At 69.2% G+C, this 26,102-nt stretch carries 23 protein-coding genes; 11 read left to right on the forward strand and 12 right to left on the reverse strand.

The genetic code is table 11. The annotated features are described in order from the left end of the window. Positions 1-16 precede the first annotated feature (16 nt). The 6 genes from OXI49_05010 (at position 17) to OXI49_05035 (ending at position 9,032) form a co-directional block, all read left to right on the forward strand. On the forward strand, positions 17-2,608 hold the full coding sequence (locus OXI49_05010) for a TonB-dependent receptor (protein MDE2689852.1): 2,592 nt from the start codon (positions 17-19) through the stop codon (positions 2,606-2,608). A 12-nt stretch (positions 2,609-2,620) separates the two neighbouring features. Next, on the forward strand, positions 2,621-4,132 hold the full coding sequence (locus tag OXI49_05015; GenBank protein ID MDE2689853.1) for a helix-turn-helix domain-containing protein: 1,512 nt from the start codon (positions 2,621-2,623) through the stop codon (positions 4,130-4,132). Next, the gene (locus tag OXI49_05020; GenBank protein MDE2689854.1) at positions 4,129-5,853 is read left to right on the forward strand and encodes an NAD(P)/FAD-dependent oxidoreductase; all 1,725 of its coding nucleotides are present in this window, start codon (positions 4,129-4,131) and stop codon (positions 5,851-5,853) included. Before OXI49_05015 ends, OXI49_05020 begins: the two co-directional genes overlap by 4 nt. Beyond that, a complete protein-coding gene (locus OXI49_05025; protein ID MDE2689855.1) occupies positions 5,850-7,364 on the forward strand; it encodes an NAD(P)/FAD-dependent oxidoreductase in 1,515 nt (504 codons plus the stop codon). The genes OXI49_05020 and OXI49_05025 overlap by 4 nt, the downstream gene beginning before the upstream one ends. Before the next feature lie 193 nt (positions 7,365-7,557). Then, positions 7,558-8,094 carry a hypothetical protein gene (locus OXI49_05030; GenBank protein ID MDE2689856.1) on the forward strand — a complete coding sequence of 179 codons (537 nt, stop codon included), beginning with the start codon at positions 7,558-7,560 and terminating at the stop codon, positions 8,092-8,094. After that, the gene (locus OXI49_05035; GenBank protein MDE2689857.1) at positions 8,091-9,032 is read left to right on the forward strand and encodes an outer membrane beta-barrel protein; all 942 of its coding nucleotides are present in this window, start codon (positions 8,091-8,093) and stop codon (positions 9,030-9,032) included. Before OXI49_05030 ends, OXI49_05035 begins: the two co-directional genes overlap by 4 nt. On the opposite strand, the gene OXI49_05040 is transcribed toward OXI49_05035, so the two are convergent. The 5 genes from OXI49_05040 to OXI49_05060 form a co-directional block, all read right to left on the reverse strand. After that, complete coding sequence (locus OXI49_05040) at positions 9,010-9,483, reverse strand: hypothetical protein (GenBank protein ID MDE2689858.1); 474 nt, start codon at positions 9,481-9,483, stop codon at positions 9,010-9,012. The genes OXI49_05035 and OXI49_05040 overlap by 23 nt on opposite strands. Then, complete coding sequence (locus OXI49_05045; protein MDE2689859.1) at positions 9,480-10,058, reverse strand: FMN-binding protein; 579 nt, start codon at positions 10,056-10,058, stop codon at positions 9,480-9,482. Before OXI49_05045 ends, OXI49_05040 begins: the two co-directional genes overlap by 4 nt. 27 nt (positions 10,059-10,085) lie before the next feature. After that, complete coding sequence (locus tag OXI49_05050) at positions 10,086-11,477, reverse strand: hypothetical protein (GenBank protein MDE2689860.1); 1,392 nt, start codon at positions 11,475-11,477, stop codon at positions 10,086-10,088. Between the two features lie 152 nt (positions 11,478-11,629). Continuing rightward, on the reverse strand, positions 11,630-12,034 hold the full coding sequence (locus OXI49_05055) for a hypothetical protein (protein MDE2689861.1): 405 nt from the start codon (positions 12,032-12,034) through the stop codon (positions 11,630-11,632). A gap of 126 nt (positions 12,035-12,160) precedes the next feature. Then, entirely contained in the window at positions 12,161-13,063 is a 903-nt protein-coding gene (locus OXI49_05060; GenBank protein ID MDE2689862.1) for a polyphosphate kinase 2 family protein, read from the reverse strand. 50 nt (positions 13,064-13,113) lie between these two features. On the opposite strand from OXI49_05060, the gene OXI49_05065 reads away from it, so the two are divergent. Next, a complete protein-coding gene (locus OXI49_05065) occupies positions 13,114-14,667 on the forward strand; it encodes an arylsulfatase (protein MDE2689863.1) in 1,554 nt (517 codons plus the stop codon). An 11-nt stretch (positions 14,668-14,678) separates the two neighbouring features. On the opposite strand, the gene OXI49_05070 is transcribed toward OXI49_05065, so the two are convergent. Further along, positions 14,679-16,082: a sulfatase gene (locus OXI49_05070; GenBank protein MDE2689864.1), complete on the reverse strand. Its 1,404-nt coding sequence runs from the start codon at positions 16,080-16,082 to the stop codon at positions 14,679-14,681. A gap of 65 nt (positions 16,083-16,147) precedes the next feature. On the opposite strand from OXI49_05070, the gene OXI49_05075 reads away from it, so the two are divergent. Continuing rightward, positions 16,148-17,626, forward strand: a complete 1,479-nt coding sequence (locus OXI49_05075) for a sulfatase (protein ID MDE2689865.1) — start codon at positions 16,148-16,150, stop codon at positions 17,624-17,626. 100 nt (positions 17,627-17,726) lie between these two features. Next, on the forward strand, positions 17,727-17,990 hold the full coding sequence (locus tag OXI49_05080; protein MDE2689866.1) for a hypothetical protein: 264 nt from the start codon (positions 17,727-17,729) through the stop codon (positions 17,988-17,990). Between the two features lie 7 nt (positions 17,991-17,997). Here OXI49_05080 and lon read toward each other — a convergent pair whose 3' ends face one another. From lon to OXI49_05100, 4 genes are all read right to left on the reverse strand, one after another. Then, positions 17,998-20,661 carry an endopeptidase La gene (gene lon / locus OXI49_05085; GenBank protein MDE2689867.1) on the reverse strand — a complete coding sequence of 888 codons (2,664 nt, stop codon included), beginning with the start codon at positions 20,659-20,661 and terminating at the stop codon, positions 17,998-18,000. Positions 20,662-20,773: 112 nt separating this feature from the next. Beyond that, positions 20,774-21,649, reverse strand: a complete 876-nt coding sequence (locus OXI49_05090; GenBank protein MDE2689868.1) for a 1-acyl-sn-glycerol-3-phosphate acyltransferase — start codon at positions 21,647-21,649, stop codon at positions 20,774-20,776. Next, the gene (locus OXI49_05095) at positions 21,646-22,518 is read right to left on the reverse strand and encodes a DUF1295 domain-containing protein (protein ID MDE2689869.1); all 873 of its coding nucleotides are present in this window, start codon (positions 22,516-22,518) and stop codon (positions 21,646-21,648) included. Before OXI49_05095 ends, OXI49_05090 begins: the two co-directional genes overlap by 4 nt. Positions 22,519-22,546: 28 nt before the next feature. Beyond that, positions 22,547-22,912, reverse strand: coding sequence for a metallopeptidase family protein (locus tag OXI49_05100; protein MDE2689870.1), 366 nt, complete (start codon positions 22,910-22,912; stop codon positions 22,547-22,549). 68 nt (positions 22,913-22,980) lie between these two features. Between OXI49_05100 and OXI49_05105 the strand changes: the two genes are divergently transcribed. Further along, positions 22,981-24,129, forward strand: a complete 1,149-nt coding sequence (locus OXI49_05105; protein MDE2689871.1) for an alpha-hydroxy acid oxidase — start codon at positions 22,981-22,983, stop codon at positions 24,127-24,129. 13 nt (positions 24,130-24,142) lie between these two features. Then, positions 24,143-25,009, forward strand: coding sequence for a phosphotransferase (locus OXI49_05110; GenBank protein MDE2689872.1), 867 nt, complete (start codon positions 24,143-24,145; stop codon positions 25,007-25,009). Here OXI49_05110 and OXI49_05115 read toward each other — a convergent pair. Both OXI49_05115 and OXI49_05120 read right to left on the reverse strand, forming a co-directional pair. Then, complete coding sequence (locus OXI49_05115) at positions 24,987-25,424, reverse strand: HEPN domain-containing protein (protein ID MDE2689873.1); 438 nt, start codon at positions 25,422-25,424, stop codon at positions 24,987-24,989. The genes OXI49_05110 and OXI49_05115 overlap by 23 nt on opposite strands. Continuing rightward, positions 25,424-26,002, reverse strand: a complete 579-nt coding sequence (locus OXI49_05120) for a nucleotidyltransferase domain-containing protein (GenBank protein MDE2689874.1) — start codon at positions 26,000-26,002, stop codon at positions 25,424-25,426. The genes OXI49_05115 and OXI49_05120 overlap by 1 nt, the downstream gene beginning before the upstream one ends. Between the last annotated feature and the right edge of the window lie 100 nt (positions 26,003-26,102).

The raw sequence follows: 26,102 nt of genomic DNA on the forward strand, positions 1-26,102 counted from the left end.
GTGCCATCATCCCGCCGTGCCGCGCGTGCTCATCTCGTTGTTGGTCGCGCTTTCCGTGCCAGGGGCCGTTCCGGCCCAGGAAGCCGGCACTGAAGGCGCCGCCTCCGCCGACGGCGCCACTGTGGAAGCGGTGAGCACGGAAAGCGAAGTGGTCGCGGAGTTCGATGACGAGTTGGTGGTGGTCGGCAGCCGCGCGCGTCCGCGGTCGGTGACCGAGTCCTCCGTGCCTATCGACGCCATCCCGGTGGAGGATGTCGTCAGCCAGGGCGCCAGCACGCTGGACTACCAGTTGCGGAACCTCGTGCCCTCGTTCAATGTCGCGACCCATCCGATCAGCGGCGCCGCGTCGCTGGTGCGGCCGGCCAGTCTGCGTAATCTGGCCCACGACCACACGCTCGTTCTCGTCAACGGCAAGCGGAGGCACCGCTCGGCGATCCTGGTCTGGTTCGGGGGCGTGACCGACGGCACGCAGGGCCCTGACATCTCGACCATCCCGGCGACGGCGCTGCGCCAGGTGGAGGTGCTTCGCGACGGCGCCTCGGCGCAGTACGGCTCCGACGCGATCGCCGGCGTCATGAACTTCCTGCTCAAGGACTCGCCCTCGGGCGGGAGCCTTGAGGTGAAGAGCGGCGTTTACGGCGCGGGCGACGGTCAGGCGTACGCGATCGCCGGCGACGTCGGACTGCCGCTGGGGGAGAACGGCTTCGCCCATCTGAGCATGGAGTACGGCAACGCCGACCCGACCAGCCGCAGCGTGCAGCGCGCCGACGCGGCGGCGCTGATCGCCGCCGGCAACACCCACGTCCGCGACCCGGCGCAGATCTGGGGCGACTCGGAGTACGAGGACGACCTGAAGCTGTTCGGCAACTTCGGCAAGCTGCTGGGGAACGGCGCGCAGGTCTACGGCCACGCCAACTACGCAGAGAAGACGGCGACGCAGGGCTTCTACTACCGGAATCCCAACACGCGCGCGAACATCTTCAGCCTGGACGGCGGACGCACGCTGCTCATCGGCGACGTGCTCGACGCGCAGGACGGCGTCCGGGACGGATCGGCGGGTTGCCCGACCGTCACGATCACCGACAACCGGCCGGACCAGGCCGCGGTGGCCCAGGTGCTCGCCGACCCGAACTGCTTCTCCTTCCAGGAGATCGCTCCGGGCGGCTTCACCCCGTACTTCAGCGGCGTGATGACCGACATGTCGGCCGTGGCCGGGGTGCGCCGGACCACGAAGAGCGGCTTCACCTGGGATGCCAGCGCCAGCTACGGCTCTCACGAAGCGGACTTCTTCCTCTTCAACACGGTGAACGCCTCGCTGGGTCCGGAGAGTCCGCGCGACTTCGATCCGGGCGTCTACCGGCAGGCCGAACTCAACCTGAACTTCGACGTCTCCTACGCGATCTCCGAACTCGTTCACGTGGCAGGCGGCGCCGAGTGGCGTGACGAGCGCTTCACGATCCGTTCCGGGGAGCTGCCGTCGTGGCAGGTCGGACCGTACGCCGCGCAGGGTTTTGTTTCCGGCTCCAACGGCTTTCCGGGGTTCCCCGACTACACGGCCGGCACCTGGAGCCGCGCCAACACGGCCGTGTACGGCGACCTGGAGCTGCGGGACCCGGACGGCCGATGGACGCTCGGCGGAGCGCTGCGATTCGAGCACTTCGACGTCTTCGGCGACACGACGAACGGGAAGCTCTCGGCCCGCTACGCCCTGACGGACGCGGTCTCCGTGCGCGGCGGCGTCAGCACCGGTTTCCGGGCCCCGACGCCCGGTCAGCAGAACGTGTTCAACGTGCAGTCGACGATCAACCCGGAGACGCTCGATCTCGTCGACAGCGCCACGGTGCCGTCTACCTTCCGCGCCGCGCAGTTCCGGGGCGGTCAGCCCCTCGAGCCCGAGACCTCGACCAACGTGACGGCGGGGCTCGTGGTCGACACCGGGCCGTTCACGCTGACGGCGGACACCTACCACATCGACGTCGACCGGCGGCTCGCCCTGTCGCAGTTCTTCACGCTGGCCGAAGAAGAGCGCGCTCTGCTGCTTTCGGAAGGCATCACGTCGGCGCGCACGCTCTCCTCGTTCCGCTTCTTCATCAACGACTTCTCGTCGCGGACCCAGGGGATCGACATCGTCTCGACCTGGGCGCCGCCGGCCCTGGGCGGCAGGACGGTGTTCAGCCTCGCACTGAACCACACGGAGACGGAGATCACGAAGGACTCCGAGCTGCTCGGTCCCGGCGACGTGCTCGCGCTGGAACGGGGCGTTCCGGAGACACGGTGGAACCTGGCCGTCAACCAGGACATCGGGCGGGTCGGCCTGCTCGGACGCCTCCACTACTTCGGATCCTGGGTGGACCACATCGACGCCCGCTCCGTGCGCCGGGCCGACGCCCCGGTCCTGGGCGGCCGCTACATCCTCGACCTGGAAGTCAGCGTCCCGCTGGTGTCCGACACCACGCTCTCGATCGGCGGCCAGAACGTCTTCGACACGTTCTCGGATCGGATGGACCTGTTCGCCGCGCAGTTCGGTCTGCCCTACAGTCAGTTCACGCCCTGGGGCCTGGGCGGCGGTTACTACTACGCGCGCCTCAACTACCGCTGGGGCGGATAGGAGCGGCGGTCCGTGCCGCGCCGGGCTCCGCAGGGAACGCAGGCCGTCCAGCGGGCGCTGGCCCTGCTGAGATCGTTCACGCCGGAGGCGCCGGAGCACCGCCTGTCGGACCTGGCGGCGTCGCACGGGCTTCATCCGTCGACGGCGCATCGCCTGCTCGGTGTCCTCGAGGCGGAGGGGCTGATCGGCCGCAGTCCGGAGAGCCAGGCCTACGGGTGGCTGCCGGGTGCGCCCGGCACGGGAGATGCCGGGTCGTCACCGCGCCACAACGGCCTGCGGCCGCTCGAACCCTTGCGGACGCCGTTCCACCGGCGGACGGCGGCGCTGTGCGAGAGCGGAGCGTGGCGTGACTGGTCGGGCTACACGTGCGTCGAAACCTACGAGCCGACGCCCGAACGCGAGTACTGGGCGGTTCGCAACGGGGCCGCGCTCATCGACGTGTCGCCGTTGTTCAAGTACGAGATCACCGGCGCCGGCGCCGAGTCTCTGCTGGATCGGGTCATGACGCGCGATTTCACGAAGAGCCGCACGGGCCGGGTGATGTACACGTCCTGGTGCAACGAGGAGGGTCATCTGCTGCAGGACGGCAACGTGCAGCGCCTCGAGCGCGAGCGTTTCCTGGTCAGCGCCGCCGAGCCCTGCCTGCGCTGGTTCCAGGACTCTGGCTGGGGCATGGACGTCGACGTGCGGGACGTCTCGGAGGAGATCGGCGTGCTCGCGCTCCAGGGACCGCGGGCGAGGGCGATCGCCGAGACGGCCACGACGGGCATCGACTTCGGCGCAATGCGCTACTTCGATCTCGCGGCCGGCGAGGTCGGCCCGGGCGCCGGAGGCGGCCCGGTGACGGTGACCCGCACCGGTTACACGGGCGACCTGGGCTACGAGTTCTGGGTGGCCGCGGAGCACGCGGAGGCGCTGTGGGATGCTCTCGTCGAGGCGGGCCGGGACCACGGCCTGCTGCCCGCGGGTCTCCTGGCGCTCGACATGGTGCGGGCCGAGGCCGGCCTGGTTCTGATCGATGTCGACTACGTGTCCGCGGTGCACGCGGAGATCGAGGTGCTGAAGGTCACGCCGGTCGAGGCGGGCCTCGGGTTCACCGTGAAGCTCGACAAGCAGGCCGACTTCGTGGGTCGCCGGGCGCTCGAACTGGAACGCGCCCGCGGGCCGGCGTGGGCAATGGTCGGCCTCGAGGTCGACTGGTTCGAGCTGGAGCGGCTGTGGTCCGAGATCGACCTTCGGCCGCAGGTCGTGGGCCAGCCGGCATCCCGGGAGCCAACGCCGGTGTTCGCCCCCGGCGGATGGCAGGTCGGTCAGTGCACGACCCGGTTCTTCTCGCCTCTGCTCAAGAAGTACATCGGCCTCGCCACGGTGCGCGGCGAGGCGGCCGACTCCGGCACCGAACTCGATGTCGAGGTCGCGGTCGGCTACGGTCGACGCCGGGCGAGGGCCCGGGTCGTGGAGCGGCCGTTCTTCAATCCGCCACGCAAGACGGCGGTCGATCCGATGCCCGGAGTCAGGGGATGACGGTGGAGCTGACGGAAGCCGCCGGCACCGGCGGCGGCACGCCGCCGGGCGGCGGCGGTCGCTTCGATGCGATCGTGGTCGGGGCCGGCCACAACGGCCTGGTTGCCGCGGCCTACCTCGCCCGCGCCGGCCTCGACGTCGTGGTGCTGGAATCCTCTCCGGAGATCGGCGGCGCTACCCGCAGCGAGGAGGCCTTCCCGGGCTTCCGGTTCAGCGTGTTCTCCTACCTCGTTTCGCTGTTGCGGCCGGAGGTCATCCACGAACTCGACCTCGTGCGCCACGGCCTGTTCCTGGTCCCCACCGCGAGCACCCTGAACCCCTTACCCGGTGGCGACTGCCTGTTCCGCGAGGCGGATCCGCAGCGGACCTACCGTCACATCGCCCGCCACTCCCGGCGCGATGCCGAGGCGCTGTTCGAGTACAAGCTCGAGATGCGCCGCATGGGCCACCTGATGTACCGGCTGCAGCGGGCGGCGCCCGACGAACTGGCCGCGGCAATCGGCGACCGCGTCGCGGAGAGTCCGGAGCACCTGGATGTCGAGGTGTCGGCGGAGGTCGCCGACATCGCGCGCTACTTCCTCGACCTGCCGGCGGCCCGTTTGCGCAGCTTCGTGCAGATGCTGACGATGAGTTCCGCCGACTTCCTGGGCCAGTGGTTCGAGTCCGACGTGCTGAAGGCCGCGCTCTCGAGTTCGAGCATCATCGGCTCCATGCTGTCTCCCCGCACGCCGGGCTCGGCATACGTGCTGCTGCACCACTACATGGGGGAGGTCGACGGGGTCTACCGGGAGTGGGGCTTCCAGAAGGGCGGCACCGGCGCGGTGGCGGCGACGATCGCCAAAGCGGCACGAAGCCACGGCGCCGAGATCCGGACGGACAGCCCCGTCGCGCGCGTGCTGGCGCGCGGCGGCCGGGTGACCGGCGTGGTGCTGGCGAACGGCGACGAGCTCCGTGCCGGCGTCGTCCTGTCGTCGGCGGCGCCGCAGATCAGCCTCGGCCGTCTGCTCGATCCGGAGGACGTCCCGGGCGATGTCGGTGCCGGACTGGTCGAACGGGCGGCGCGGTGGCAGAGCGGCGGCTGCGCCGCCAAGGTGAACCTCGCCATCTCCGGCCTGCCGCGGTTCGAATGCATGCCGGAGCCCGGACCCCATCTCTCGGGCGGGATCACGATCGCCCCGGGTCTCGACTACGTCGACCGCGCCTACGACGACGCGAAGTACGGCGGTTTCTCGGAGCGACCGTTCATTGACATGATCATCCCGTCCGTCCTCGATCCGGACATGGCGCCGCCCGGCAAGCATGTCCTGTCGTGCTTCGTGCAGTACGCGCCGTACGAACTGGCGGCCGGCGACTGGAATGGCGGAAAGAGGGAGGCGTTCGGCGATGCCGTCGTGCGCACCCTCGCCGAGTACGCGCCCGGCATCGAGGACCAGATCCTGCACCGGCAGGTCCTCGTGCCGCCGGACATCGAGGCGATCGCCGGCATCCCGGGCGGCAACATCTTCCACGGCGAGTTGCGGCTGTCGCAGTTGTTCCTGCTGCGCCCCGACCCGGCCGCGGCGGCCTTCCGGACGCCGTTGCCCGGCTACTACCTCTGCGGTTCGTCGACGCAGTTCGGAGGCGGCATCTCCGGCGGTCCGGCGCGGCTGGCCGCGCTCCGGGTTCTGGACGATCTGCGTGGCGTCGGCTCGGCCGCCGGCGGTGGCGGGGAGACGCCTTGAGCGATCGCGTAGCCATCGTCGGCGGCGGCCATAACGGACTGGTCGCCGCGGCGCTCCTGGCGCGTTCGGGGCGCCCCGTTGTCCTGCTCGAGGCGCGTCCGGAACTCGGCGGGTTGGCGGCGACGCGGGAGCTCATCCCCGGTCATCGGGTCGATGCGGGCAGCAACGACCTGGGGATGTTCCGCCGTTCCGTCATGGAGGAGCTGGAGCTTGGCGGGCACGGGTTGGAGTTGATCGAAGCGCCGGCGGTAGCCGCGGTTCCGGCGACCGCCGATTCGAGCGCCGTCGTGCTCTGGCCTGAAGTGGCGCGTACCGTGGAGGGGCTGGGCCAGGTGAGCCGTCGGGACGCGGCTGCCTGGCCCGGCTTCGTGTTCGAGCTGGCCGAGCGCGCGGCGGCGCTTGAGCCGCTCCTTTCCAGGCCGTTAGAACTCGCCGACATGGGGCGCCTTCTCATCGCGCCGGAACTCCTGCGGGCGCTGTCCTCGCCGCTCGAGGAGGCGCTGCGCGAGCGGTTCGAGAACCCGTCGCTGCTGGCCGCGCTTTGCGGAGTGGCGCTCCCTGCGACCGGCCAGGGGCCTCGGGCGAACGGGACCGGCTGGCCGTTGCTCTTCCACTGCGCGCTGGGCGGTTCCGATCGGTTGGCGCCGGTGGTGCGCGCTCGGGGCGGCGCCGGGGCCCTGGCTTCCGCCCTGGCCGCTTCGGCCGCGGCGTCGGGCGCCGAGATCCGGACCGGTGCCGTCGTCTCCCGGATTCTCGTGGATTCGGGCCGCGTTGCCGGCGTGCGGCTGGCGGATGGCGAACGGATCGAAGCCGGGGCCGTCATCTCGACCGCGACGCTCTCCATCACCTTCCTCGATCTGATCGGCGCGCCGCTCCTCGAACCTCGCTTCGTGCGGCGCCTGCTCAACGTGAAGTACCGGGGCGCTGCCGCGAGACTGGCCCTGTCGCTGGACGGGCTGCCGGCGTTCCGCGGCCTGGAGCGGCCGGCGCTGACCGGCCGGATCGTACTGGCGGAGCGACCGGACGACATCGAGCGGGCGGCCGACGCCGGGAAGTACCGTCGTCTGCCGGCGCGGCCGTGGATCGAGGCGGCGCTGCCCACGGCGCTCGATCCGACGCTGGCGCCCGCGGGGCGGCACGTGTTGCTGGCGACGGTTCACCACCTGCCGTTCGACCTGGAGGGCGGCTGGGCCGCGGGCGGCCCGGAGCTGCTGGCCCGGGTGGCGGCCGAACTCGAGCGGTGGGCGCCCGGCATCGGCGGCCTGGTCCGGGAGCACGCGGTTCTGCTTCCCACGGACTACGAGGCGGACTACGGCGCAACGGCCGGCGGGCTCCATCACGGCGAGATGAACCCGTCCCAGAGCCTGTGGCTCCGACCGACGGCGTCGGCCTGGGCGGGCGAGCCGCTGCCGGTCGACGGCCTGTGGCTGGGCGGCGCCGGCTGCCATCCCGGCGGAGGCCTGACCGGCTTGCCGGGAATGATCGCTGCGGTATCCCTGCTCAGGGGTTGAACAGCCCGCGGCGACAGTCGCGCTGCATTCGAGCGGCGATGCATCCCGCCCAGCATCGTTGCTCCTCGGTCGAACATAGCCCGATGTGCTCCCTCGTCGCGCCTTGCTGGACGGGCGCCTAGCCGCTCTCGGTGCGACGCGCACTGCCACCGCGGGCTGTTAGCCTCGCGCGACCTGAACCTGGAGATCATCGATGAAGAACTTCCTTCCCTTCGTGTTCGCGCTCGGCACGGCCCTCTGCTGGGGCCTCTACGGCCCGGTCCTCGGCAGGGCTCGCCTGGTGGACGAGTCCATGTCGCCGTTCAAGCCCTATGTCGGCATCGGCATCGCCTATCTCGTCATCGCGATCGTCGGCGGCCTGATTGGGATGAGGGTGATGGGCGACAGCTTCGAGCCGACCGGACCGTCGGGCATCTGGGGTCTCTACGCCGGCACCCTCGGCGCCCTGGGAGCACTCTCGCTGACGCTCGCCATGTTCAGCGGCGGCGCGCGGATTCCCTACGCCGTCATGCCGGTCGTTTTCGGCGGCGCGGTCACGGTCACGGCGCTCTACACGCTGTACCGCGGCCGAGGCCAGCTCGAGGTGAGTCCCCTGCTCTGGGTCGGCATCGCGGGCATGCTGATCTCGGTTGTGTTGATCACGACGAACACGCCGCATCCCGGGCCGCCGGGCGGGGGGCACGGCGAGCAGGCATCGGTGAGTGAGGGGGAAGGCGAGACGGGACCGTGAGACGAGGGCAGGGATGCGCCTGGGCGCGGTTCGCGGCACTTTCAGTCGCTTGCGTCTTCGCAGCAGGAGGCGCCGCGGCGGAGGAGCGGAGGGGCTTCTACCTGAGCAGCGGCATGGGAATCCACGCCGCGCCAGGGGTCTTTCTCGTCGGCCACAGTGACGATCGAGCGAGCCGCTGCGACGAGTTCATCAATCCGCGCTACGCCGAGGTGGAAGGATGCACGACGCCCGATCGCGGCTCCGGCGCGGGTTGGCGGACGTCGTTCGACAGCGCCCGCGGTCTGTTCGCGGGCGCCGCCCTGGGCTATGACTTCCGCGGCCGGCTGCGCCTGGAAGCGGAGTACTTCCGCCGCGATTCGAAGGTCGACCAGTCCGCGCCGGTCGCCAGCGCCACCGGCGCCACGTTCGCCAAGCTGGGCGGCGAGATCCAGGTTGCGGAAGAACGGATCAACAGCGTCACGTCGGACAGCGTCTTCGCGAATCTCTACGTCGATTTCGGCGGCGGCGGGCGGTGGAGTCCCTACGTCGGCGTCGGCTTCGGACTCGGCGCAACCGAGATCGACTACGGCACCCTGTGGGCGCGGAACACGGACCCCGACTCGATCACGACCGCGGCCGGTTTGCCCAATGAAGAGGAAGTGCGCCGAAACCTCGCCGGCACGGTCACCAGCGAGACGACGACGCTCGACGACGAACTCACGGGTTACCAGGTCATCGCGGGCCTGAACTACGCGCTCGGCGATCGCGTCAGCCTCGACTTCGAGGCGCGCTGGACCGACTTCGACGGCTTCTACTCGCTCGACGAGGACGGCTGGCGCCGCCTCCGCAGCCATCCGTCCCAGCTCCGGCTTGACGGCAGCGAGCCCGTGTCCTACTGGATGGAGACCGAGGACACGGACATACGGGTCGTGAGCGTCAGCCTGCGTTACGACTTCTAGCCAGGAGCTTGGCGCAAGCAGTATGGCCGAGCGCGGCCCGGAGCGGTTTCACCATGTGGGCGCCGTAGCCGACGAGAAACAGCGCTGACGCAACCAGGTGCAGTGCAATCCAGGTTTGCCGCCAGAGGTCGCCGACGGCGGTCTGGATCAGGTAGCCGGAGACGATCATCGGGGCGCAGCCCAGCAGCAGGGACAGGCCGCTCCGGCGGCGGTCGCGTACGCGGCGCCGGTAGTGCCGCCAGATGTGGTCGTGCCAGATCAGGCCGATGCCGAAGACGAGCAGCGGCGCCGTCCACAGGTGGAGGTGCTGGACGTGCGGCTGCCACGGATGGCCGACGATCGCGAACTCGTCGGCCGGCGCGGTGAAGTAGCGCATCCAGGCGTACACGAGGCCGGTGCCGCCGACCAGCAGGGTCGACGTGTGGAGGCTCCAGGCGGTGACGCGGTTCATGGCACGAGTTCGCCGTCTCGTAACACGTTCTTCCTGAGGACCTGATCGAGCGCCAGGATTCTCCGCACCGCGTCCGTCGTGGCGCGGGCGGTCAGGGTGGCGCCAGTCACCGCGTGGATCGACCGTTTCAGGCGCAGTCTCGAATCGAGCCTCAGCCTCAGGAACTGGTCATACCAGCTCCGGCGGGGGATGTACTCCTCCGGTTCGAGGAAGGACATGACCTCCAGGCGTACGACCCGACCTTCGGCGTCGACCACGACCATCACCGTCTCGGCCAGGGTGCGGACCCGGTGGACGTCGAAGTAGGCGACGCCTCCGCAATCGGAGCGGTAGCGCACGACGAGCCGTGAGTCGATCCTGGCTCCGGCCAGGTCGGCGGCGTGTCGTCGCTCGTCCTGGGTCAGGTAGAGGGTCTCGCGATCGACCCCGCAGTCCGGGAAGGCGAGTTCCAGTGCTTCGTCGCGGGTCATGAACACCCCGCCGGCTGCCGGCCGCGGTGCCCACAGCGACAGCACGAGGCAGCCGGCCGCCGCGGCCGCGAGCGCTGCGCGGCGGCTGTTCGCGTCGAAACTCACGACGGTGCGTTTCTGCCGCGCAGACTCCTAGAAGAGGTAGCCCATGGCCAGGTTCCACTCGTCGAAGCCGGTGCCGCCTGGGTTGGTCCAGTCCTGGTAGCCGACCTTGAAGACGAGCCGGTCGATGGGTTGCCAGGCGGCGCCCCAGGTCAGGATCTCGCGATCGAAGATCGGGTCGCTCTCGAATCCGGCCGGCACGCGGACCTGAGTGTCGATCGACTCGATCCGAACGAAGGGCGACAGCGAAGCGCGCCCGCCACGGTGGGCAAGCACGTCGTAGGCCAGCTCGAGGTAGTGCCCCTCCAGACGCTGGCCGATCGAGTCACTGCCGGTGATGCCCAGCGCTGCGTTCAGGCGGGCCGCGTCGCCGACGTCGCCCTGGGCCCACAGTCCGCGCAGGCGGAAACCCCGGTGACTCCAGTCGAAGTGGAAGTCGAGGATCTCGGTGCGGGCGTCGATCGTGGCGCCGGCGGGGTCGCGGAGTCCCTGGCCGGAGTTCCCGACGTAGGCGGAGACACCGACGATCAGCCCGGGCGTCGCGGTGTAGTCCAGTCGCCCGGTCCAGGCGAAGTCCTCCGCCTGCGCCCTGGCGCCCTTCTGGCGGCCGCCGCGAAGGCCGTTGGAGCTGAAGCCGGCGCCCTTCAGGCCGTTTACAACGTAGCTCCGGTAGGAGAAGGGACCCACGTCGCCGAAGACGCCGGCCCCATTCTCGCGCCAGGTACTGGGGATGAGGACCTGCTCCATGTAGGGGCGCTCGGCGCTCGGGAAGAGCGTGGGCTCGTGCAGTTCGTTGAGCCAGCCCATGGGGAGCAGCAGGATTCCCGTGCGGAAGTTCAACTGCGGCTTCCACAGGTAGTCGACGTACGCGAACTCGACGGAGGCGCTGCCGGACTTGGATGTCGAGGCGTGCTCGAACTCGATCTCCGAGTTGAACACCCATCTGTCGTCGAACTTGTAGCCGACGTAGACGATGGCGCGCAGGAAGTCGATGGTGTCGCCGAAGCCGGTCGGTTCGCCGCCTTCGCGCTTGCTGGCGTAGCTCTCGAAGACCATCTCGCCGTAGCCGCCGATCGACAGGCCTTCCTCCACGCGATAGACCTTCGAGGCGGCGATGCCCATGCCGTAGAGGCCCTCGGTGGCTTCAGCTCCCTCGGCCGCCGCGGCGCCGAGGTTGAGCTTCTCGATCTCCTCGGCGAGGACCTCGATTTGCCGTTCCAGTTCGGCCACTCCTTCGTCGGGGCCCCGGGCAGCCAGTTCGGCGATGGCCCGGCGCAGCGTCTCGATCTGCTCCTCCAGCGTCGCGATGCGCTCTTCGGTCGCGTCCTGCGCGGCGGCTGGGGCGGCCGACGGGACGAGCGCCACCAGTGCCAGGAGCAGCACCAGTAGTCCCGTTCCGGCCTTTCGAGAGTTGGTCTTCATCCGGTTCGCCTGCCCTCCAGTTCGCCGGGCAACGAGGCTGGCCTTCGGCGAGTCCGGAGATAGTGGATTGGCTTGGTCCTATTTGTCAAGGACCAAGCAGGCGGCCGGCGGGATCACCGGCCGGCTGCGCGGTGCCGGCTTGGGCGGAAGAGCTACTCGACGACGCGGGTCGCGTTCGCTTCCATGTCGCCGAAGTCGCTGGCGAAGCTGCCGGTGAGGGAGTCGCCGTCGACCATGCCGGAGAACGTCAGGCTGAGCGACTGGCCGCCGGCCTCGATGTCCATGATAAAGCCGAGAGTGCCGTCGTCGTTCCAGGTTACGTCGGCGAGCTCGACGTCACCCTGGGGCGAACTCATCGTTCCCATCAGGCCGCTGGCGTCGCCGGACACGATCAGGGTGGGTTCCTGGGTGCCGAGCGGAGTCTCGATCGTCATGTTCCACGAGCCGACGGCGGCGGGCAGGGCCGGGGCGCCGTAGCCGCTGCAGGCGAACGTGAGCAGGGCGGCGACGAGGGCCAGAAGCAGGGTGTTGCGGAGGTTCCCGGTTGTGGGGGTCATGGTGGCCTTTCCGGTCCCCGTCGGGACCCGTGTCGTTCGAAGCGTTGCCTGGAGCGTTCGATCGCTCCGTAGTCAGGATCGCGTAGGCGGCGAATGATAGCCGAGGAACGAGTTTGGCGGCGCGCCCTACTCGTTCTCCAGGCGGCGGCGCATATCGTCGAACATGGCCAGATCGGCCAGCGATGGTTCCGGGTTGTGCAGGTCGAGGCTGGCGAGCGTGTCGCGCACGATGTCGGCGACTGCCCAGCGCATGTACGGCTTGCTGTCGGCGGGAATGGCGTACCACGGCGCGTGGCTCCTGGTGGTGGACCTGATCGCCTCGCCGTAGGCGCTCATGTACTCGTTCCAGAAGCCGCGTTCGCGGACATCGCTGATGGCGAACTTCCAGTGCTTGTCGGGGCGGTCGAGACGGCGCAGGAAGCGCGCCTTCTGCTCGTCGCGGGAGATGTTCAGGAAGAACTTGAGAATCACCGTGCCGTTGCGCGCCAGGTGCCGCTCGTGCTCGACGATCGACTCCATGCGCTGCTGCCACAGGCCGTTCGGGTCCAGATGGGGGAGGTTCTGCTTTTCCAGTATCTCCGGATGAACCCGGACCACGAGGACCTCCTCGTAGTAGCTGCGGTTGAAGACGCCGATGCGGCCGCGCTCGGGCAGGCTGCGGGCGGTCCGCCAGAGGAAGTCGTGATCCAGCTCCTCGCTTGAAGGCTGCTTGAAGTTGAAGACCTGGCAGCCCGCGGGATTGACGCCGGTAAGCAGGGCGTTGATCGTGCTGTCCTTGCCGGCGGCGTCCATGGCCTGGAAGATCAGCAGCAGCGCGTACCGGTTCTCGGCGTAGAGCAACCTCTGCTGACGGCTGATGTCGCGTACAGCCCGCCGCCGCAGTTTGCGGAGCTCGTTGTGGCGCGGGGCATCCGCCGGAGGCGCCGTCCTCCACTGCCGCGGGTCGAAACGCTTCGTACCCTCGGGCACCAGGTAGCGTTGCGCCGGCTTCGCGGCCTCGCGGGCGCCCTCGGGGCCGGTTTGAGACATGAACGCCTAGGATACTCGCTACGGATGCACCGGGTCAGGAGACGATCGCGATGAAGCGAACCCATCGACGCGAGTTCCTCAGGACCGTGGGGGCGGCGACGGCAGGCGTGGCCGTTGCGTGCAGCCTGCGTTCAGAGCGGGACCTGGATCGCATGCCCAATGTCGTCTTCATCCTGGCCGACGACATGGGTTACGGCGACATCACCGGGTTGAACCGCGACTCGCAGATCCCGACAGCGAACGTCGACCGCCTGATCCGCGAAGGCCGCTACTTCACCGACGCCCATTCGCCTTCGGCCCTGTGCACGCCGACCCGTTACGGCGTGCTCACCGGCCGCTACTGCTTCCGCACGCGGGTCAAGCGCAGCGTGCTCTGGGGCTACAGCCGCCACCTGATCGAGCCCGAGCGCACGACGGTCGCGTCGCTCCTCAGGGACAGCGGCTATCGAACCCATTGCATCGGCAAGTGGCACCTGGGCATGGACATGCCGGCGCGGGGCCGCGACGGTTTCCCCGAGGGCGACGAGGTCGTCGATCAGCGGGCTTACACGGGCGATGTCGACTGGGCGGGCCGGATCGAGAACGGGCCGGTCGCCAACGGCTTCGACACGTTCTACGGCATCTCGGCTTCGCTCGACATGCACCCCTACATCTACATCGAGGACGACCGCTTCCTCGGCGAGTGCACGGTCGAGAATGACCTGCTCTTCATCACCGAGGACACCAGGGAAGAGCGCTACGGCGACAACCTTGGCCCGGCCCATGCCGACTTCCGCGCCGACGAGGTGATGCCGAAGCTGACCCGACGGACCGTGGAGACGATCGAAGCCCAGAGCGCTGGCGAGCCGTTCTTCGTCTTTCTCGGGCTGACGGCTCCCCACATCCCGATCGTCCCCTCGGAGAAGTTCCGCGGACTGAGCGAGATCGGGCCCTACGGGGACTTCTGCCTCGAGGTTGATGACACGGTGGGGCAGGTGCTCGACGCCCTCGATCGCAAGGGGCTGACCGACGACACGCTGGTCATCTTCACCGCGGACAACGGCTGCGCGCCCTACATCGGAGTCGAGGAGATGAACGAGCGGGGGCATTACCCCAGCTACGTCTACCGGGGCTACAAGTCGGACATCTACGAGGGGGGCCACCGCATTCCGTTCGCCGCCCGCTGGCCGCGGCGCATCCCCGCGGGAACCCGCTCGGACGAGACGATCTGCCTGACGGACCTCCTGGCGACTTGCGCCGGCATCACCGGCACGAAGCTCCCGGAAGACGCCGGCGAGGACAGCTACGACATTCTCCCGGCGCTCCTCGGCGAGCCGCTGTCCGCGCCGATCCGGGAGGCGACCGTGTATCAGGCGGGCGACGGCTCGTACGCGATCCGGCAGGGGCGCTGGAAGCTGGAGGACACGCCGAGTTCGGGCGGCTACTACCGCGTGTCCCGCGAAGAGGCGCGCGAAACCGGCCTGCCGGAGATCCAGCTCTACGACCTGTCGGCGGACGTCGGCGAACGGAGGAACGTGTACGCGGAGCACCCCGACGTGGTGGAACACCTGATGGCCCTGCTCGAGATGTACAAGCGCGAACCGCGCAGCGCACCCGTGCTCTAGCAGTCCGGCGGCTACTTCGCGTTCGTCCCGGGAAGGAACCCGCCGAGCTCTTCGACGACGGAGGCGTACTCCGGCAGGGAAGCCAGGTTGGTCCACTCGTTCGAGTCGGCGTTGTGGTCGTAGAGCTCCCTGCCGCCGTCGTGGTACTCGATGTAGCGCCAGCGCTCGGTACGGACGGAGTGGTTTCGGTAGCCGTACGTCGTCAGCACGGGCCGCGGCCACTCCGACTCCGGGTTCTCGAGCAGGGGCACGAGGCTCTGGCCGTCCAGTCCGCGTCGACCGGGGACGCCGGCAAGCTCGACCAGGGTGGGGTACAGATCGATCAGGCTGACCGGGCGTGGACTCGTGGCGCCGCGCCGGGTTTCCGCCGGCAAGGAGATGATCAGTGTCGTGCGGGTTGCTACTTCCCAGAGTGCGTGCTTCCGCCAGTGCTGCTTCTGGCCTAGATGCCAGCCATGGTCGCCCCAGAGCACGACGATCGTGTTGCCGGCGTGCTCGCTCTCGTCCAGGGCGTCGAGTAGCCGGCCGACGTGCGCGTCGACGAAGCTGATCGTTGCCAGGTAGCTCTGCACGGCGCGGTGCCACTGGTCGTGCTTCAGCACCATCGCGTGGTCCTCGCCGTGCCGGCTGAAGTTGCGGGAGTCCGAGACCGCGTACACCTCCGCCGCGAGTTTCTTTCCGAACGCCGGAAGGTCGTCGCGGTCGCTGTCCAGGGTCGCCGGCAGTTCGACGCCCTCGAGTGGGTGCATGTCGAAGTACTTTCTGGGCACGTACCAGGGCAGGTGGGGCTTGGTGAAGCCGCACGCCAGGAAGAATGGCTTCTCGTGCGCCTTGTTCAGCTCGCCGATCGTCCAGTCCACGATCTTGACGTCGAACATCTCGGAGTCGTCCATGTCGAGCGGTCCCCAGGGTGCCCACGCGGACTCCGGGACATGCTCCTGCCGTTCCCCGATGTGCCGGGCGCCCCTCGGCCGCGCCGGCGTGTAGTACTCGTCCCAGGAGTCCGGATCGCCGGCGCGCGTTCCATGGAAGATCTTGCCGCCGCCCCGCGTGGAGTAGCCGTGCGCTTTCAGGTGCTGCATCAGGGTCACGGCGTCGGGCAGCTTCTCGCGAAACCGCTCGCCGTTGCCGTAGACGCCGGACTTCGAGGGCAGGACGCCCGACAACAGACTGACCCGGGAGGGGTTGCAGAGAGGCGCCGGCGCGTAGGCCCTGGTGAAGGACACGCCGCGGCGCGCCAGGCGATCGATGTTCGGCGTGCTCGCCTGTGGGTGACCGGCCAGGTGGCCGACCCAGTCGTTCAGGTCGTCGACGGCGATGAAGAGAATGTTCGGAGGCCGGTCCTGCGCAGGCGCGGGTGTAGCGACGAGCACGGACAAAGCGATGAGCGATGCAGGGAATAGGAACCTGAGCATGCTGCCTCCCGACCTTCGTTGACCCGCTCTACTATAGGGCTGGATCGAGCCGCTAGAGTCGTCGTGTGAAGCAGACCCGCCGAACCTTCCTGGCTTCCTCCGCCGCGATGCTGAGCGCGGCGGCGTTGCGCGCCAGGCGACCGCAGGCGGGCAGAGCGCCGAACATCCTCCTGTGCATCTCCGACGACCAGTCCTGGTTGCACACCGGGGCCGGAGGCGATCCGATCGTCCGGACACCGGGCTTCGACCGGGTGGCGGAGGAGGGCGTGTTCTTCCCGCACGCCTTCTGCGACGCGCCGACCTGCGGACCTTCGCGCAGCGCGCTCGTGACCGGTCAGCCGATCTGGCGACTCGAGGAAGCGGGGAACATCCACAGCACCCTGCCGGCGAAGTTCGCCACCTATACCGAACTGCTGGAGCAGGTGGGCTATGCCATCGGGCACACGCGGAAGGGCTGGGGTCCGGGGCGGTTGCCGCCGGGAGGCCGCACGCGCAACCCGGCGGGCGACAAGTTCGAGAGCTTCGAGGCCTTTCTTCAGACCCGCGGCGAGGACCAGCCGTTCTGCTTCTGGCTCGGCAGCTACGACCCGCACCGGCCCTACACGGCGGGATCGGGGCAGGAATCGGGCAAGGATTCGGCGAAGGTCGAGGTTCCTCCGCACCTGCCCGATCACCCGATCGTCCGCGACGACATTCTCGACTACTACGTCGAGGTGGAGCGGTTCGATGGAAGGGTGAACGCCGCCCTCGAGCTCCTCGAACAGGCGGGGGAGCTCGAGAACACGCTCGTCGTCGTCACCAGCGATCATGGCATGCCGTTCCCGCGGGCCAAGGCCAGCCTGTACGACTACGGCAGCCGGGTGCCGCTGGCGGTTCGCTGGGGCGAGAAGATTCCCGGCGGTCGGGTCGTCGACGACTTCGTCAGCCTGAGCGACCTGGCTCCGACGTTTCTCGAAGCGGCGGGACTGGAGCCCGCGGAGGGGATGACGGCGCGGAGCCTGTTACCGCTGCTCGCCTCTTCGGCCGGCGGCCGCGTGGAGCCGGACCGCGACGCGGCCTTCATCGCGATGGAGAGGCACGATGGCTGCCGTCGCGGCGGCAAGGGCTATCCCTGCCGGGCGATCCGGACGGTGAGCCACCTCTACATCCGGAACTTCGAGCCGACGCGTTGGCCGTCCGGTTCGCCGAACGCGAAGGACTGCGCCCGCGGCATCCCCTACGGCGAGATCGACTCGTCGCCGACGAAGACCCTGATGATGGAATCGCGTGGCGAACCGGGGATCGACCGTCTGGCCGAGCTCTCCTTCGGGACCCGGCCGGAGAACGAGCTCTACGATCTACGGAGCGATCCGGGCCAGTTGAACAACCTGGCGGGGCAGCCCTCCGCGCAGCCGCTTGTCGGGCAGCTTCGCGATCGGCTGATGGACCACCTGGCGGCCACCGGCGATCCTCGGGCCCTGGGCCTCCCCGCACCTTGGGACTATTACCCCTACTACGGCCGGCGGGTCAACGAGGACTGGGAAGTCGATCCGCCGCCGGGCTAGAGTTGCCTCAACCCCCCTCTGGAAGGAGAAACGCATGAACAGAGTCGACTGGTACTACCACCGCAACGGCTGAACGAGCTGCAAGAGAGCGTCCAAGTTGATGGACGCACGCGGCGCGGAGATTGCGGACAGGACCCCGGCGAGCCGCAAGTTGGGCCGGGCGCATGCGGAGGCGCTGCTCGCCGACGCGGAGACCCTCTATGTCGCCAAGGGGCGAAAGCAGGCGGAACTGCAGGCGTCGGATCCCGGCGCGGCCGACCTGATGCTGGGCCCGACGGGCAACCTGCGAGCGCCTGTGGTCAGGGTGGGCCGCACGCTGATCGTGGGCTACCACGAAGAGGCTCTTGCCCAGGCCCTCGACTGAGGGGGTCTCAGTTGTAGCTCAGGGGCCTGACGTTCTCCGGGTCGTCGCCCTCGAACAGCAGGCGGCCGTCGACGAAGCGGGCGCTGGGCAGCGCGACCGCCAGCACCTCGCCCAACTGCTCGACGGCGTGGACCGTCAGCGTCTCCAGCACGTCGGCGGGCAGATCCTCCAGGTCGGCCTCGTTCTGCTTCGGCAGCACGATCTCCCGGATGCCGGCGCGTACCGCGCCCAGCACCTTCTCCTTGACACCGCCGATCGGTAGCACCCGCCCGGAGAGCGTGATCTCTCCGGTCATCGCGATGTGCGCTCTTGCCGGCCGGCCGGAAAGCGCCGAGACCAGGGCGGCCGCCATCGTCACGCCGGCCGAGGGGCCGTCCTTGGGGATGGCCCCGGCCGGAACGTGGACATGCACGTCGGTTTCGAAGCTCCCGGGCGGTATCCGCAGCGCCTCGGCGTTCGACCTGGCGTAGGTCCAGGCCGCACGCGCCGACTCCTTCATCACCTCGCCGAGCTGTCCGGTGAGCTGGAGTTCGCCCTTGCCGCTCGTCGTCTCGACCTCGACGAACATGATGTCGCCGCCGACCGGCGTGTAGTACATGCCGGTGGCGACTCCGATCGCGTCCCGCTCGAGGGCCCGCTCCGGCCGGACGCGGGGGCGGCCGAGGAACTCCTGCACCTCGGCGGCGCCCACGTTCGTCGTCGCGACCTCTTCCTCAACCTCTTCGGAGCCGTCGGCCGGCTGCTCGGGCGTCGACGCGAGCTTGCGCGCGACCTTGCGCACCATCCGGCCGAGTTCCCGCTCCAGTTGCCGGACGCCGGCCTCGTGGGTGTAGTGGGAGATCACCTCGCCCAGCGCCTCATCGCCGACCTCGATCTGGTCGGGCGACAGGCCGCCGTTGCGGACGGCGCGGGGCAGCAGGAACTGGCGGGCAATGCCGAGCTTCTCTCGCTCGGTGTAGCCCGAGAACTCGACCGTCTCCATGCGGTCGCGAAGGGGCGCCGGGATGTTCTGGGTGAAGTTCGCCGTGGCGATGAACAGCACCTGGCTCAGGTCGTAGGGGACTCCCAGGTAGTGGTCGATGAAGGCGCCGTTCTGCGCCGGATCGAGCACTTCGAGGAGGGCGGCGGAGGGGTCGCCCTGGAGCGACGCGCCGAGCTTGTCGACTTCGTCGAGCAGGAAGACGGGGTTCTTGACGCCGGCCTGTTTCATGCCGTGGAGGATCCGGCCGGGCATCGAGCCGACGTAGGTGCGCCGGTGGCCCCGGATGTCCGCCTCGTCGCGAGCGCCGCCGAGCGAGACCCGGACGTACTCGCGGCCCATCGCGCGCGCGATGGACTTGGCGATCGACGTCTTGCCGACTCCTGGGGGGCCGGCGAACAGCAGGATCGGACTACGGCCCGAGTCGGTGCGCGGGTCTTCTGACCCGCTGCCGCCGGAGGCGGCGTGAACATCGTCGCCGGCCTCGGCCGCCGGCCTCTCGGCGGTCTCGGTCTCTTCTTCCGCTTCCGGCTCTTCCCGCCGGGCCCGCCGGTCGTGCATGACCCGCACCGCCAGGAACTCGAGGATGCGGTCCTTCACGTCGTCGAGGCCGTAGTGGTCTTCGTCCAGGATGCGGGCCGCGTCGGTCAGGTCGAGCCGTTCCTCGCTCACCTCGCTCCAGGGCAGTTCGCAGACCGTCTCGATGTAGGTGCGGATGACCTGGGACTCCATCGACTCGCGGCCCATGCGCTCCAGCCGCCGAAACTCACGGTCGACCTCCTTGCGGGCGGCTTCAGGCAGCTCGAGGTCGGCGACGCGCGCCTTGAGTTCCTCGAGATCGTCGGCGCCGTCGTCGTCACCCAGTTCCTTGCGGATCGCCTTCAGCTGCTCGCGGAGATACATCTCGCGCTGGCGGTCGCCGAGCTCCTCCTGGACCTGGGTGTTGATGTCCTCCTGGGCGTCGAGGACCTTGATCCGCCGCTGGACGAGGGTCAGGACCCGGCGCATCCGCTCCTCGACCGCCAGGGTCTCGAGCAGGGACTGGTGGTCGTTGGCCGGGAGTTCGAGGTGGCCCGCCACGAGGTCGGCGAGCCGGCCGGAGTCCGTGACCGCTCGCAGCGTCTTGGTGATGACGTCGTTCGGAATACCGGATCGCGCGCCCAGCTCGGCGGCGCGGTTTCGCAGTTCCTCGTCGAGGGCGACGAAGGCGAGGTCCTTCGGGTCCACCGGCAGCAGTTCCTGCGCCGGCGACACGGTGGCCGCGAGGTGCTCGCCGCCCTCGTCGATGCGCAGCACGATGCCGCGGTGGAGTCCGACGACGACCGCCTGGGTGCCTCGCAGGCCGTGCTGCAGCTGGACGACCCGGGCGACGACGCCGATCGTGTGCAGGCCGAGGGGGTCGACCTCCTCGCTCTTCTCGCGCTGGAGCAGGGCGAAGAACGTGCGCTCCGGATGCTCGGCGGCGGCCTGGATCGCACTCAGGGTCTCGGCCCGTCCGACCTCCATCGGCATCGTGACTCCGGGATAGACGACCATGTCGCGGAGGACGATGACGGGCAGCTCCGGCTTGGGCGCCTTTGCCCGCGTGGCCAGCGGCGCCTCGACGTGCGGCGCCTCGGGCAGCGCCTGTTCCTCCGGGGTCGCGTTCGTATCCGGCTCGTGGTTCTCGTGCCGATCGTCGGGTTCAGTCATGAGTCGAGTGCCTCGCGGTTCGGGGCGGTTGTCGTTCTTTCTGTCCGCCGGAACGGAGCTGGCGCAGGATCTTATTCCATTTCGCTTAGGTTGTACATATCTTAGTGCTATCTCATAAAGATCGATCCAGCGACTCCTCCTTGCGTCGCCAGCGGTCGTTCAGCCAGTTCGCTGCTTCGTCCGGCTTCACTGTAGCTATCGGAATCGCCTCCCAGGCCACTTCCACCGAGCCCGCGGCGCCGCCGAGGAACTCCCAGAACGTGGAGGGCCGGGGGTAGGCAAGCGTCAGGTCGACGATCGAGCCGCCGCCCGGGGCGAGCGCTTCGATCATGGCGGCGAGGCCGCCGGCTCGGGGCGGCAGCAGGTGCTCGTACTGCGGAGCCATGCCGGTGGTTGGCGCTCCCTGCCCGTCGCGGGCAGCACGCCTGTTCGCGTCCCGCTTGGCGGCCGTGAAGCGCGTGCCCTCGGCGAACGAGAGAATGGCGGCTGGGGAGCCGAGCAGGGCGGCCGCGGCCTCGGCCACGCGGCGGCGGTCGTCGTCGCGGCGGCCCGCGGGATTGGCCCCGCGCCGGGTGCGACGCCGCAGCACTGGGAAGTCGAAGGCGAGGATGATCAGGCCGAAGATCGGCACATAGAGGAGTTCGCGCTTGCACAGGAACGTGACGATGGGGCCGCGGGTGGCGATGAGACTCTGGACCAGGAAGATGTCGGCCCAGGAACGGTGATTCGAAAGGACGATGTGAGGCCGCGTCGGGTCGAGGCTCAGTTCGCGGACCCGCCAGGCGGCACGGGAGACGCGCCGAAGCAGCACGTTGTCGACGCGCACGGCGGCGCGGTAGATGCGGGCGGCGACTCGCCGGAACCAGGGTCGCGTCCGCGGCGCCGCCTTGGCGGGCAGCAGGACAAGAAGCAGCAGCGCCCAGAAGGTCAGGTTCAGCGTGATGGCGGCGAGGCAGATCGCCGCCTTCAGGTGCTGCCGCGCCGTCAAGTCCTGCGGGGCGGGAGCGGCAACAGCATGTTCGTGCGGCGGATGTAGTCCCTGTAGCCGGGATCGTTGCGCCACTTGCGGTTGGCCCGCGCTTCGAGCATCCGTACGCCGCTGATCCTGGTCAGGAGCAGCCAGACGAAGACCGGCGACACCAGCGTGGCCAGTTGCCAGGCCTCGAGCGTCGGCGCCGCGATCACCGCGATGCCGACCCACAGGACGATCTCGCCGAAGTAGTTCGGGTGGCGCGACCAGGCCCAGAGTCCCGACGTGATGTATCGGTCCCGGTTCTCGGGCACGGCGCGGAAGCGGGTCTTCTGGGCGTCGGCGGTCACTTCGAGCAGGAAGCCGAGCGTCCACAGGGCCAGGCCGGCAGCGAGGGTCCAGTCCGGCGGCGTGCTTTCGCTCGCCAGCAGTGCGGCCAGTGCGGGGGCGGCGGTCAAGGACACCCACAGGCCCTGGAGCGTCCAGGTCATCAGGAAGACGGGGAAGTCCGGCTTGATCTGCCGGAAGCGTCGGTCCTCGCCGTCCCGGCGGACGCGCAGGAAGAGGAACGGACCCAGCCGCAGCGCCCACACCGCGATGGCCGCGGCGATGACGAGCGATCGCGGGTCGAAGCCGCCGCGGATCAGCAGGGCGCCCGCGGTCAGGACCAGGAAGGTGATGCTGCCGGTCAGGTCGAAGAAGCGCTCCGTCTGGCGGAACCAGGCCGGGATGAACGCGATCCACTGGACCGCGAAGGCCGCGGCCACGACGACCGCGAAGGCCGGCAGGCCCAGGACCTCCACGCCGCGGCTGCCGCCGGCGGCCGCCATCAGCGTACCGGCAATGAGCGCCCCGGCGATCCCCAGGTAGGGAAGAGACTTCGGCATGGGCGGAACCTAGCAGCCGGCGTCCGCCCTAGTACGGCATGTCGTCGTCGCCCAGACCGAAGTGGTGTCCGAGCTCGTGCACAAGGGTGTCGCGCACCTCCCGCACCACGTCCGCCTCGGTGTTACAGATCCACAGGATCGGCAGCCGGTAGATCACGACCCGGTCTGGTAGCGAGCTGTAACCGTGGCCGCGTTCGTCGAGCGGTACGCCGTGGTAGAGCCCGAGGAGGTCGTCCTCCTCCGGATCGAGTCCGACCAGGCGGAGGTCCTCCTCGCTCGGTTCCTCCTCGACGACGACGGCGACGTTGTCGATGAGATCCGCGAACGCCGGGGGCAGCGTGTCCAGGGCACGGGACAGCAGGTACTCGAAGCGCGGAAGGTCGACCTCGATCATCGGCCGCAAGCCTGTCAGGCGCCGTCCGGGACTGCTAGGGTCCCGCCCGGACCAGACCGAGCGCCTCCATGACCGATCCCAGACGACGCCCCAACATGGCTTCCGACCCGTTGGCGCCGGGAGAAGCGGCGCGGAACGCGCTGACGCTGCACGAACTCGTCGTCGCCGCGCGCCGGAACCTGGGCGGGAACGTCTGGGACTACCTGGTCGGAGGCGCCGAGACCGAGACGAGCGTGAAGCGCAACCGGCAGGCGCTGGACTCCGTGGCCTTCCGGCCGCGCGTGCTGACCGACGTCTCGGAAGTCCGGGCCGGTGGATCCCTGCTCGGTCACGACCTCCGCATCCCAGTCATCCTGGCGCCGATCGGCTCGCTGCAACTGTTCGAGGAGGGCGGCGGCGCCACCGCGGGCAAGGCGGCCGAGGACTTCGGGATCATGAACTTCGTCAGCTCCGTGTGCCTGCCCGGACTCGAGGGCACGGCCGAAGCGTCCGACTCGGCCAAGGTGTACCAGCTCTACCTGGCCGACGACGAGGACTGGATGCGGTCATTGATTCGCCGGGCGATGGCCGCGGGCTACAACGGCTTCTGCCTGACCGTCGACACCCAGGTCTACAGCCGCCGGGAGCGGGACCTGCTGAAGCGCTGGCGTCCGCCGTCGGTCGGCGAGGCGACCACCCGCGTGGCGCCGCTCAACTACCAGGCGCGCATGACCTGGAACCTGGTCAAGCGGATCAAGGACGAGTTCGACATCCCGTTGATCCTCAAGGGCATCGCCACGGCCGAGGACGCGGGGCTCGCCTGCGAGCACGGCGTCGACGTGGTCTACGTCTCGAACCACGGCGGCCGCCAGCTCGACCACACCCGCGGCACCCTCGACACGCTGCCGGAGGTCGTGAAGGAGGTCGACGGCCGTGCCGAGGTCGTCGTCGACGGCGGCTTCATGCGCGGTACGGACGTGGTCAAGGCAATGGTCCTGGGCGCCGACGCGGTCGGCGTCGGCCGGCTCGAGGCCATCGCCATGGCAGCCGGAGGCCGCGAAGGCGTCGTCCGGATGCTCAGGATCCTCGAGCACGAGATCGTCACGTGCCTCGGCCTGCTCGGCGTCACCGGCTGGGACGAACTCGACGCCTCCTACCTCCACCGCGCTTTGCCGGTCGACCCTCCGGCCGTCCTCGGCGCCTTTCCGTTCCTGGACCTGGACTACCCGTATCCCTGATCCCGCGAGGCGCATGGAAGAAGCCCTGCTCCTGCGGCGGATACGGGAGGAGTTTCCCGACGTCACGTGGACGTCGCACCGGTACCTGACGCACGGCTGGGACCATGCGGTCCTGATCCTCGACGAGGCGCTCGTCTTCCGGGCTCCCAAGGCCCAAGCGAGCCGGGATGCGCTGGCGAACGAAGCCAGGCTGCTTCGCTACCTCCAGCCGAGGGTCGACGTCGGCATTCCCGACTACGTCTACAAGGCCGCCGACGGCTCGTTCGCCGGCTACAGGCTTCTCGCCGGTCGGGAGCTGGACGCCGCCACGTTCGGCCGGCTCTCCGATGCGGCAAGGGAACGGATAGCGGAACAGCTCGCCACGTTCCTCGCCGCGGTCCACGAGACCCCGAAGTCGGTCGCTCGCGAGTGCGGCGTGTCCGAGCAGGACCCGCGGAAGGACCACGAGGACCTCGTTCGTGACGTCGAAACGCTCGTGCTACCGCGCCTCGAGTCGCACGAAGTCGAGGTCATCCGTTCCTTTCTGACCGAGCTGGCCGCCGAAGTGAAACCGACCCGCCCGACGACGCTCGTCCACGGCGATCTGGCCGGCGAGCACATTCTCTGGGACGCGGGCCGGCAACGGATCAACATCATCGACTTCAGCGACCGCTCCATCGGAGACCCCGCCCTCGACTTCGCCGGACTGCTCGCCAACGGGCAGCAGTTCGCCCGGCGCGTCGTGGACCAGTACCGCGGACCGAAGGATGAGAGGAGGCTGTGGCGGGCGCGGTTGTACTTCCGCCGGATGGCCCTGGAGGCGATGGTGTACGCGCTGCAGGGCTACCCGTGCACCTTCGAGGAAGGCCACGCGGAGTTCAGGGCGCGGTTCCAGGTGTAAGCGTCGTGCCCGGCACGCATGGCACGACCGTCTCCACGACGAGGCGGGCGGCTGCCCGTGCCTCCGAGGCGTCGGACTTGCGGTAGAAATCGGAAGGCGTCAGGTCCTCCGCGCCGTAGAACGCGAGTTCCCGATCGCGCCTCAGGCTGCGGGATGCTCGTGAGAGATCGTCCAGGCGTTCCAGGACCGGCGCCGGCAGCCGAGTCCTCTCCGCTTCCAGCACGTCGGCGACGTCGTGGAGGCGGGGCGGGTCCACGCCGACCGAGCGAAGCAGACCCTTGAGCCCGAGTTCAACGATCTCCTGCGATTCGCGGACGACGTCGGCCCAACTCTGAGCCTCGTACAGTACATCGAGGGTGGGGAGGCGGGCCCGCGCCCGACGGACGTAGTCTGCCGCCAGAGCCCGATTGCGCATCAGGCGGCCGTCCAGTAGGGCTGTCCGTGGACCACGCGCCGGCAAAGCCGCCCTTCGGCAATCTCGCGGCGCGTGCGGGCGAGGTGGGCGGACGTTTCGCCGTCCAGGTCGAACAGCACCTCGCCGGCGACTGCCGCCTCCGCCCAGAGTCCGCTCATGCTGTCTTCGTCGGGGGAATGGACGAAGTGGGCGTCGACCGGTCGTTGATCGGCCGGTGCCGGGGACTCGGCGTCCCAGGCTTTGTAGAGGCCGCGGTCCAGTCGGACGCCGCGGTCGACGACGACAAGGACATCGAGGTCTGAGCCCGCGGCCGCCTCGCCCCGGACCACGGAGCCGTGGAGCACGACCGCGCGGAGGTGGTCGCCAGCGACCGCGACGGCCCGGGTTGCGAGCGCGGCTGCTTCAGGATGGCGGCTGCCCCCCGACGCGAGCCGGCGGACGCAGTATTCGTTCAGCGACAGGCCCGCGGACCGGGCCGCCCCATGGAGCGCGGCATGGAGCGCTGCCGGCATCCGAAGCAGGAATCGGCCCGACTTCGCGGGCTGTGGCGATTGCGAGTTCGACGGCGTGGGTACCACGTCACGGATGGTATCACCGATGGCTTGTCTTTGGTATCGAGCTTGGACACCGGCCTGTTCGTCGAATGGCGGGTCGACTCTTCCGCTCCCGCAGGACGGA

It is taken from the genome of Acidobacteriota bacterium (assembly GCA_028875725.1).
Lineage (GTDB): Bacteria > Acidobacteriota > Thermoanaerobaculia > Multivoradales > Multivoraceae > Multivorans.

What these genes read in the sequence shown, in the direction of transcription:
- OXI49_05080 (MDE2689866.1), top strand. Translation starts at nt 17,727, where the DNA reads ATGGACGCACGCGGCGCGGAGATTGCGGACAGGACCCCGGCGAGCCGC.
- OXI49_05110 (MDE2689872.1), top strand. Translation starts at nt 24,143, where the DNA reads ATGGAAGAAGCCCTGCTCCTGCGGCGGATACGGGAGGAGTTTCCCGAC.
- OXI49_05030 (MDE2689856.1), top strand. Translation starts at nt 7,558, where the DNA reads ATGAAGAACTTCCTTCCCTTCGTGTTCGCGCTCGGCACGGCCCTCTGC.
- OXI49_05115 (MDE2689873.1), bottom strand. Translation starts at nt 25,424, where the DNA reads ATGCGCAATCGGGCTCTGGCGGCAGACTACGTCCGTCGGGCGCGGGCC.
- lon (MDE2689867.1), bottom strand. Translation starts at nt 20,661, where the DNA reads ATGACTGAACCCGACGATCGGCACGAGAACCACGAGCCGGATACGAAC.
- OXI49_05020 (MDE2689854.1), top strand. Translation starts at nt 4,129, where the DNA reads ATGACGGTGGAGCTGACGGAAGCCGCCGGCACCGGCGGCGGCACGCCG.
- OXI49_05100 (MDE2689870.1), bottom strand. Translation starts at nt 22,912, where the DNA reads ATGATCGAGGTCGACCTTCCGCGCTTCGAGTACCTGCTGTCCCGTGCC.
- OXI49_05060 (MDE2689862.1), bottom strand. Translation starts at nt 13,063, where the DNA reads ATGTCTCAAACCGGCCCCGAGGGCGCCCGCGAGGCCGCGAAGCCGGCG.
- OXI49_05095 (MDE2689869.1), bottom strand. Translation starts at nt 22,518, where the DNA reads ATGCCGAAGTCTCTTCCCTACCTGGGGATCGCCGGGGCGCTCATTGCC.
- OXI49_05040 (MDE2689858.1), bottom strand. Translation starts at nt 9,483, where the DNA reads ATGAACCGCGTCACCGCCTGGAGCCTCCACACGTCGACCCTGCTGGTC.
- OXI49_05050 (MDE2689860.1), bottom strand. Translation starts at nt 11,477, where the DNA reads ATGAAGACCAACTCTCGAAAGGCCGGAACGGGACTACTGGTGCTGCTC.
- OXI49_05065 (MDE2689863.1), top strand. Translation starts at nt 13,114, where the DNA reads ATGAAGCGAACCCATCGACGCGAGTTCCTCAGGACCGTGGGGGCGGCG.
- OXI49_05070 (MDE2689864.1), bottom strand. Translation starts at nt 16,082, where the DNA reads ATGCTCAGGTTCCTATTCCCTGCATCGCTCATCGCTTTGTCCGTGCTC.
- OXI49_05055 (MDE2689861.1), bottom strand. Translation starts at nt 12,034, where the DNA reads ATGACCCCCACAACCGGGAACCTCCGCAACACCCTGCTTCTGGCCCTC.
- OXI49_05105 (MDE2689871.1), top strand. Translation starts at nt 22,981, where the DNA reads ATGACCGATCCCAGACGACGCCCCAACATGGCTTCCGACCCGTTGGCG.